Genomic DNA, 6,399 nt, shown 5'->3' with positions numbered 1-6,399 from the left:
CGTCAGGCGATCCCGTCTCGGTGGAGGCGATGTTGGAGTCGAGCACGGCGGCCATAGGCATACGTGTCAGATCCTTTCGTTTCCGCAGCCGCTGACAAGGGTCACGATCGTCATCTGACAAGACCCGCCTGTTTCCTGCTGGCTTGACGCATGCCGATATGGGCATATGATGGCGGCATGGCACGAGCAGCGACGACGTCGGACGTCTTCAACGCGATCGCCGAGCCGCAGCGCCGGGAGATCCTGTTGCTGCTGCGGGCGGGTGAGCGGCCGGTCACCGCCTTGGCCCAGGAGCTGGGGATGACCCTGCCGGGGGCGTCCAAGCACCTGCGGGTGCTCCGGGAGGTCGGGCTGGTGCGCGACCGCAGGACGGGCAAGCAGCGCCTGTACGGCCTCGACGCCCGCGGGCTTCGCCCGGTTCACGAGTGGACCGGCGGGTTCGAGCGGTTCTGGAACGAGAGCTTCGACCAGCTGGACGCGTACGTGCAGGACCTCAAGCAGGCAAGTCAGGAGGAGTAACCGATGGCGGAGAAAGGACCGGACGCGCCGGCGCTGTCCGCGACGGCCGACCGCGAGATCGTGATCTCCCGGGTCGTCAATGCCCCGCGGGAGCTGGTGTTCGAGGCGTTCACCGAAGTCCGGCACCTGTCGCAGTGGTGGGGGCCGGAGGGGTTCAGCACCACCACGCGGGCGTTCGACTTCCGCGTCGGCGCGGAGTGGGTCTTCGTGATGCACGGACCGGACGGGACGGACTACCAGGAGTGGATCTCCTGGACCGAGATCGCCCCGCCGGAGCGGATCGCGCTGCTGCACGGTGAGTACCGCGACGACCCGAACGCCTTCGAGTCGGTCCTCACGTTCACGCGCGACGGCGCGGCGACCCGGATCGAGATGCGCGCCGTGTTCCCCACCAAGGAACTGCGCGACGAGGCGGCCGAGAAGCACCACGCGATCGAGGGCGGCCGACAGACCCTGGACGACCTGGCTGCCTACGTGGCCGAGATGCTCCGGAAGGGAGTCGAGAACTGATGGCCGGAAAGGTGTTCTTCAGCGTAACGATGTCGCTGGACGGGTTCATCGCGCCCGAGGAGCGCAGGGACGACGATGTGCAGAGCTGGATGTCGCAGTGGATGGAACTGCAGCAGTGGATCTTCCCGCTGCGGTTCTTCCGGGAGAACCTGAAGCTCGGCGAGGGCGGCGAGGAAGGGCGCGACAACGACATCGCGCGGGAGACGTTCGAGCGCACCGGCGCGAGCGTGATGGGCAAGCGCATGTTCGAAGCCGGCGAACAGGCGTGGCCGGACGAGGCGCCGTTCCACACGCCGGTCTTCGTCGTGACGCACGAGAAGCGCGACCCCTGGGAGCGGCCGGGCGGTACCGCCTTCCACTTCGTCAACGACGGCATCGAGACCGCGCTCGACCAGGCCCGCGAGGCCGCCGGCGACCGGGACGTCCGGATCGCGGGCGGCAGCGCGACGATCCTGCAGTACGTGAACGCCGGCCTGATCGACGAGTTCACGATCGCGCTCTCACCCGTGCTGTTCGGCTCCGGAATCCGCCTGTTCGAGGGCGTGGACGCGGCGCGCGTGGCCCTGAAGCCGGTCCACGCGGAGCCGACACAGCGGGTGACCCACCTGACCTACGCGGTCCGGGAGCGCTGAGGTCGAGACGGTTACCGCTCCCGGACCGCGTAGGTCAGGGGTCGACGGCGGCGGTGAAGCGGGCGGCGAGGGCGGTGACGGCCGCATGCAGCTCCGGGCCGCCCTCGACGGAGAATGGCAGGGGGATGTTCGCGAGCCATTCCTGGGCGTACATCGCGGGATTGCGGGTACTCCCGACGAGCAGGCAGCCGTCCCCCGATGCTGGCTCAAGCCGTCCCATCGGGGGACGCACCCATGGTGCCACCTCGTCATAGGGGGCGTGGAAGACGACGCGGGTGACGTGGCGCCAGCCGATGCCGAGGTTCTCCTCGACGGCTGCGACGGGATCGAGGTCGTCCGGCGGCTCGAAGGATTGCTCCATCTGGCGCACCGATCCGACTCGGTCGACGCGGTATGTGCGGATCGCGTCCGCGCGGTGCGAGTGGCACAGCAGATACCAGCGTCCGTAGCGAACGACCACCGCCCACGGATCGACCTCGGCGTCCCACTCCTTGCCCGCCTCGCTGCGATACGAGATCAGCACCCGACGATGGATCGCGGAGGCGGCGACGAGTGCGCTGGTGACGAGCGGGTCCGGGCGCGCCGAGTAGCGGTCGGGAGCGGCCGACGCGTGTTCGCGCAGGGCCGCCGCCTGCCGGCCGACGCGCTCCGGCAGAGCTCTGATGACCTTGCCGAGCGCGGTGCCGACGAGATCGTCCGCGCCGGGGTCGGCGGCCTGCGGCTGGCCGTCGAGCACTGCCATGACCAGGCCGAGAGCCTCGAGTTCGGTGAACACGACCGGGGGCAGCCGCGTGCCACGGCCCAGCCGGTAGCCGCCGTGCGGGCCGCGGACCGAGTCCACCGGAACGCCCGCCTCGCGCAGGATCCCGACATACCGGCGTACCGCGCGCTCGGTCACGCCCAGACGCTCGGCCAACTCGTCCGCGCGCACGCCACCGGCGGGGCGGGACTGCAGGAGCTCCAGGGTGCGCAGCGCACGGGCGGTGGGGCTCATTTCGCTCGGCACACAGCGAGGATATTCCGGAAGTAGATCGTCCGGAACCGCCTCTAGCCTCTTGGGCATGGACATTCTCTTGATCGGCGGACTCTGGCTCGACGGATCCGCCTGGAACGACGTCGTGCCCGAACTCGCGGCGCTCGGGCACCGCGCCGTGGTGATCACCAACACGGCCGCGACGCTCGACGAGCAGCTGGCGGAGGTGGTCGCGGCGGTGGACGCAGCCGACGACGCGGCCCTGGTCGTGGGCCATTCGGCCGCCTGCACACTCGCCTGGCTGGCCGCCGACGCGCGGCCGACTCAGGTCGCGAAGCTCGCCCTCATCGGCGGCTTCCCGAGCAGCGACGGCAAGCTTTTCGCGGACTTCTTCGAGATCAAAGACGGTGTGATGCCGTTCCCCGGCTGGGAGCCGTTCGAGGAGGACAACTCCGCCGCCGACCTCGACGCCCCCGCGCGCCGCGCCTTCGAGGCGACCGCCGCCCCCGTCCCCGAGGCGGTGGCCCACGGCGTGGTCCGGCTGAGCGATGAGCGGCGCTACGAGGTGCCGGTCGCGGTCGTCTGCCCCGAGTTCAGCGTGGCTCAGGCCCAGGACTGGATCGCCGAAGGACTGGTACCACAGCTCAGCAAGGCCAAGCACGTTGAGTTCGTCGATATCGACTCCGGGCACTGGCCGATGCTGACCAAGCCCGCCGAACTGGCCCGCATCCTCGCCGCCTTGGCCAATGCCGACGCTGTCACGGACGTTGACCCCGACACCGACGCCAGGACTCAGTAGCCGAGCTCGTGCAGCCGCTGGTCGCTGATGCCGAAGTAGTGCCCGACCTCGTGCACCACGGTCTTGGCCACCTGGTCGACCGCTTCCCATCGCGACCAGCAGGCACGCAGGATCGGCAGGCGATAGATCGTGATCCGATCCGGTTGGACTCCGGCGTACCAATGCCCGCGCTGGGTCAGCGGCACGCCCTCATACAATCCGAACAACTCCGGGCCGTTCACCGGGGACTCGTCCTCGACGAAGAACGCCAGGTTGTCGATGGCGCGCGCGAACTCGTGCGGGATGGTTTCGAGCGCGTCCTCCACGAGTTGCTCGAATTCCTCTGCGGGGATGTCCAGCATCCGTCTCACGCTACCCGGGCAGATTCAGTTGCCACGAGACCCCGAAGCGGTCGTTGACCCAGCCGAACTTCGGGCTGAAGCCGTAGTTCCCCAGCGGCATGAGCTCCGTGCCCCGCTCGCCGAGGGCCGCGTAGAGACGATCAAGCTCCGCCTCGTCCGCGCAATTGACGAAGAGCGAGATCGCGGGGGTAAAGCCGAACTCGTGCTTGGCGGGGCTGTCGATGCACATGTACTGCTCACCGGCGAGCGCGAACGTCGCATGCTGGACGGTCCCCTCCCTGCCCGGCCCATCCGCGCCGTAGCGCGTGAGGCTGATGACCTCGCCGTCTTCGAAGAGCGAGGTGTAAAAGGTCATCGCCTCCTCGGCATTGCCCTCGAACATCAGAAAGGTCGTGATCTTCTGCGGCGTCACGAGGGCAGTTTATGCCGCTTTCCGCTTATGAAGCGCGCAGCCGTGCGCGGGCGAGCGCGTCGACGATCAGCTTCGTGCCTCCGCGTGCACCGCGGCCGCCGTCTCGCGCTTCTGGGAGTCCAGCGGCACGACGCGGATCAGGCGCTTGAGTACGGCTCGGCTGCCCTCGGAGACCGAGCAACCAACCCAACTGCCGCACGCGGAGACCGGACCCAGCGGAACGAGGCGCCGACCACTTTCGCTCTGGAGGCGACAAACGTTCCGGGGCGTATCGCGCTGGAAGCCCCGCAGAACCGTCAAGCGCAGGCTCGGCGCCGAAGGCCGTCTACGACGTCGGCTCGCTCGTCTGACGCATCCGCTGTTTGCCGTGAATTCGGCTGGGCCAGCGCTGTGCTGCGTGACTCGGCTCTGGTATCAATGGCGATACGAAGGAGGTCCCGCATGCAGCATCGGCCCGCTTGGGCGCCGGACGAGGTCGACATTGAGCGGCCGTCGGTGGCGCGCATGTACGACTGGTTCCTCGGCGGCTCGCACAACTTCGCGTGCGATCGGGCGTTGGCGGAGCAGGCGATGCGTGTGTTTCCGGACGCGCCGTACGTGGTGCGGGCCAATCGCTCGTTCTTGGGCCGCGCGGTCACGGCGCTGTGCGAGCTCGGGATCGACCAGTTCCTTGATCTCGGCTCCGGGATTCCGACGGTTGGCAACGTGCATGAGGTCGCGTCGGCGGCACGGGCCGGGGTGAGGACGGTGTACGTGGACGCGGATCCGGTTGCTGTCGCGCACGCGTCCGCGCTGCTGTCGGGTACGCCGTCGGTGAGCGTTCTGCACGCCGACCTGCGGGATCCCGAGGCGGTGCTGCGGGACGCGGTGCGCGCAGGCGGGCTCGACCTGACGCGGCCGGTGGGCGTGCTGCTCGTGTCGGTGCTGCCGTTCGTGCCGGACAGCGATGATCCGGCCGGGATCGTGGCCTCGTACCGAGACGGTACCGTGTCAGGGTCCTACCTCGCGATCAGCCATGGTACGAACGACTACAAGCCGAAGGTGGTCGGCGAGATCGAGGACGTCTACGCGCGCACGACGCAGCCGGGTGTGTTCCGCGGCGCGGCCGAGGTCGGGCGGATGTTCGCCGGGTACGAACTGCTCGAACCGGGGCTGGTCGACCTCATCCACTGGCGGCCGGAGCCGGGGGCGATCGAGTCGGACCCGTTGGGCGCGGACGTCGCCCGCTACAGCTTGATCGGCGGAGTCGGACGCAGGGTGTGACGCTGCCGGACCGACCGGATATGACGCAGCCGAATGTGCGGCCGACGCGTGTAACGACACCGCGGGTAATGACGCCGAGTAACGTCGCCGCGAACGACGCAGCCCTCGCCGATCACGTCGCCAGCGCTAGCAGGTAGCCGGTTAGATAGCCGAGCGCGTTCGTGGACCAGTGCAGGGCCATGGGTGCGAGCAGGCTGCCGCTTCGGCGACGGAGTTCGCAGAGCAGTGCGCCCGCCGCGGCGGTGAAGATGACTGCGCCGACGTCGGCGAGGTCGGCGCCGAGCATGGAACGTCCGAAGACGGCGGTGAGCGCGGGCTTCTGCGTGGACAGATGCAGCGACGGCAGGATGTGCCAGAGCCCGAACAGCAGGGATGCGATGGTCGTGGCCCATGCGCGGCCGCACACGCGCAGAAGGACCGCGAGAAGTACGCCGCGAAACGCCACCTCTTCGAGCAGGACCGTGCCGATCGGAACGCGGATCAGCACCCGATCAGCGACTTGCAGGCCGGTGAGGCCGTTGTTGCGCTGGTCGGAGAACAGTTCACGGGTGAACGGCAGCAGCGCGCCCACGAGGTAGACCGCGGCGACGATGCCGATCAGCGCGAGTGCCCAGCGTGTGCCGCGTGCCAGGTCAGCGTGGCCGAGGCCGGCGTCGGCCCAGGTGCCGCCGGACCAGAACAGCACGCCGAGCAGCAGCGCCGCCGCGACCGGGCCGGTGAGCAGGCCCCACGCGGGCGCCCACCGGTTGTTCGTCAGATTCGCCACCACCAGCAGCGCCACGACGAGCGCGACGGCGCGGCGCGGCGGCAGGGTCCGGCGCGTGGTCGAGAGCGGTTCGGCCGCCGCCCGCGCACTCGACATGTTCCATGCTTGGCACGCCCGCGCACGGTCCGCAACACGGTGCGGCGTGTCGGGCGGTGCGTGTCGCGGCCGCCGGGCAGGGACGACG

At 69.2% G+C, this 6,399-nt stretch carries 9 protein-coding genes; 5 read left to right on the top strand and 4 right to left on the bottom strand.

Annotation, left to right across the window (positions count from 1 at the left end; genetic code table 11):
• Positions 1-177: 177 nt before the first annotated feature.
• The 3 genes from VG296_RS17035 to VG296_RS17025 are packed head-to-tail and all read left to right on the top strand — an operon-like array spanning position 178 to position 1,661.
• Positions 178-519: a metalloregulator ArsR/SmtB family transcription factor gene (locus VG296_RS17035; RefSeq protein ID WP_325566720.1), complete on the top strand. Its 342-nt coding sequence runs from the start codon at positions 178-180 to the stop codon at positions 517-519.
• 3 nt (positions 520-522) lie between these two features.
• Positions 523-1,029 carry an SRPBCC family protein gene (locus VG296_RS17030; RefSeq protein WP_325566719.1) on the top strand — a complete coding sequence of 169 codons (507 nt, stop codon included), beginning with the start codon at positions 523-525 and terminating at the stop codon, positions 1,027-1,029.
• A complete protein-coding gene (locus VG296_RS17025; protein ID WP_325566718.1) occupies positions 1,029-1,661 on the top strand; it encodes a dihydrofolate reductase family protein in 633 nt (210 codons plus the stop codon). Before VG296_RS17030 ends, VG296_RS17025 begins: the two co-directional genes overlap by 1 nt.
• 34 nt (positions 1,662-1,695) lie before the next feature.
• Here the strand turns inward: VG296_RS17025 and VG296_RS17020 are convergent, their stop codons facing one another.
• Positions 1,696-2,667 (bottom strand): helix-turn-helix transcriptional regulator, encoded by a 972-nt coding sequence (locus tag VG296_RS17020; RefSeq protein WP_325566717.1) that lies wholly within the window; start codon positions 2,665-2,667, stop codon positions 1,696-1,698.
• Positions 2,668-2,722: 55 nt separating this feature from the next.
• Here VG296_RS17020 and VG296_RS17015 point away from each other — a divergent pair, with 55 nt between their 5' ends.
• Positions 2,723-3,433 (top strand): alpha/beta hydrolase, encoded by a 711-nt coding sequence (locus VG296_RS17015; protein ID WP_325566716.1) that lies wholly within the window; start codon positions 2,723-2,725, stop codon positions 3,431-3,433.
• Here VG296_RS17015 and VG296_RS17010 read toward each other — a convergent pair.
• Positions 3,427-3,774 (bottom strand): metallopeptidase family protein, encoded by a 348-nt coding sequence (locus tag VG296_RS17010; RefSeq protein ID WP_325566715.1) that lies wholly within the window; start codon positions 3,772-3,774, stop codon positions 3,427-3,429. The two genes, VG296_RS17015 and VG296_RS17010, sit on opposite strands and share 7 nt — an antisense overlap.
• Positions 3,775-3,784: 10 nt before the next feature.
• Positions 3,785-4,186, bottom strand: coding sequence for a VOC family protein (locus tag VG296_RS17005; protein ID WP_325566714.1), 402 nt, complete (start codon positions 4,184-4,186; stop codon positions 3,785-3,787).
• A 441-nt stretch (positions 4,187-4,627) separates the two neighbouring features.
• On the opposite strand from VG296_RS17005, the gene VG296_RS17000 reads away from it, so the two are divergent.
• Positions 4,628-5,449 carry an SAM-dependent methyltransferase gene (locus VG296_RS17000; protein ID WP_325566713.1) on the top strand — a complete coding sequence of 274 codons (822 nt, stop codon included), beginning with the start codon at positions 4,628-4,630 and terminating at the stop codon, positions 5,447-5,449.
• A gap of 112 nt (positions 5,450-5,561) precedes the next feature.
• Here VG296_RS17000 and VG296_RS16995 read toward each other — a convergent pair whose 3' ends face one another.
• Positions 5,562-6,311: a CPBP family intramembrane glutamic endopeptidase gene (locus VG296_RS16995; RefSeq protein ID WP_325566712.1), complete on the bottom strand. Its 750-nt coding sequence runs from the start codon at positions 6,309-6,311 to the stop codon at positions 5,562-5,564.
• Positions 6,312-6,399 lie beyond the last annotated feature (88 nt).

This window comes from Actinospica sp., from assembly GCF_035552695.1.
Taxonomy (GTDB): domain Bacteria; phylum Actinomycetota; class Actinomycetes; order Streptomycetales; family Catenulisporaceae; genus Actinospica.
The sequence above is the reverse complement of the archived record's forward strand: the minus strand, read 5'-3'. Positions and strand labels throughout refer to the sequence as shown.

Excerpts from the sequence above, each read along its gene's own strand:
- VG296_RS16995 (WP_325566712.1), bottom strand. The coding sequence starts at position 6,311 with ATGTCGAGTGCGCGGGCGGCGGCCGAACCGCTCTCGACCACGCGCCGG.
- VG296_RS17000 (WP_325566713.1), top strand. The coding sequence starts at position 4,628 with ATGCAGCATCGGCCCGCTTGGGCGCCGGACGAGGTCGACATTGAGCGG.
- VG296_RS17030 (WP_325566719.1), top strand. The coding sequence starts at position 523 with ATGGCGGAGAAAGGACCGGACGCGCCGGCGCTGTCCGCGACGGCCGAC.
- VG296_RS17015 (WP_325566716.1), top strand. The coding sequence starts at position 2,723 with ATGGACATTCTCTTGATCGGCGGACTCTGGCTCGACGGATCCGCCTGG.
- VG296_RS17035 (WP_325566720.1), top strand. The coding sequence starts at position 178 with ATGGCACGAGCAGCGACGACGTCGGACGTCTTCAACGCGATCGCCGAG.
- VG296_RS17025 (WP_325566718.1), top strand. The coding sequence starts at position 1,029 with ATGGCCGGAAAGGTGTTCTTCAGCGTAACGATGTCGCTGGACGGGTTC.
- VG296_RS17010 (WP_325566715.1), bottom strand. The coding sequence starts at position 3,774 with ATGCTGGACATCCCCGCAGAGGAATTCGAGCAACTCGTGGAGGACGCG.